Consider the following 984-nt stretch of genomic DNA (forward strand, 5'->3'; position numbering starts at 1 on the left):
ATCCAAGAGGTCTTGCTCTGTAGACCTTCTATGGTTAATACATGCATGTCGAAGCCAATTAAGCATCAACTGTAGTGCTGATTCCCTGTCTTTTAAGTACCAATCAAAAGCTATCTCGACCTTAGTAATTAGGCATTCACCTATGAGCCTCATTGAAGTAATCCATTCAGTAACCTGCTCATTTGGCTGATAAAGATGAAAGCCGTATTCCCACTCTGGCGCAAACCCCATGACCAATGAAGTATCGTCATCCGATATTGGTTCATAGGGTTGCAAACAATTTGTATTTAAGAAGTCGATACACTCAGCCGTTAGGTCTTCCTTGAATCGGATCTGAATATAATCTGGGTAAGGAAAAGCTTTCTGCAAAAAGCTGTGCTTACCCAGCCCCTTTTTAACCAGACTTTTCCTGTGCATAGAGATATCGCCTACGCCCGATGAGCTTTACAAATCGACTTGAGCGTAGGCAAAGCCTCATCAATACTAATTTTCTTGAACCTGCGGTTTTTGGAGACATTAGGAATGTTATCTATTACCGACTGAGCAACGACAACCGAATCACTACCCCCCAAACTAATAGAGCAGGTTTCTTCAATCAGCTTGGCGCGCTGCTCCGTCAGATTAACTTTCTCTCCAGTCAAGTCATCTGTAATTCTGCAATCAGACGATCTCCCCTTAGGACGCCCTAACCAAGCATTTGCCGCAAACTTTAGAGGCCCTAAATCCACAAAGCGCAGATGCTCGGCTAACATTCCCTTTATCACATCGCTTTTTAAGTCAACACACTTGGTTCCAAAGTATCGTTGGACTTTGGTAAAACCCTGAATCTTAAAACTTATAGAAAAGCTGTTTGCTTCCCGGTCAACTTCAACCGATGAACAAAAGTCTTGATTGGTATAGTCGAAATAAACCTTATCGGTATCACTACGAACCCGGCTGACGTCGGGATAAATCAGACCCTGCTGCCGTTTGCGCGGAACAGTT

General features: G+C 43.4%; 2 protein-coding genes. Both read right to left on the reverse strand.

Going from position 1 to position 984, the window contains the following annotated elements:
• Positions 1-417, reverse strand: a 417-nt coding sequence (locus A3750_RS16995; RefSeq protein ID WP_156498673.1) for a hypothetical protein, incomplete at its 3' end; no start/stop codon positions are given.
• A gap of 11 nt (positions 418-428) precedes the next feature.
• A partial coding sequence (locus tag A3750_RS26310; RefSeq protein ID WP_197475104.1) for a hypothetical protein occupies positions 429-984 on the reverse strand: 556 nt, incomplete at its 5' end.

It is taken from the genome of Oleiphilus sp. HI0079, assembly GCF_001635105.1.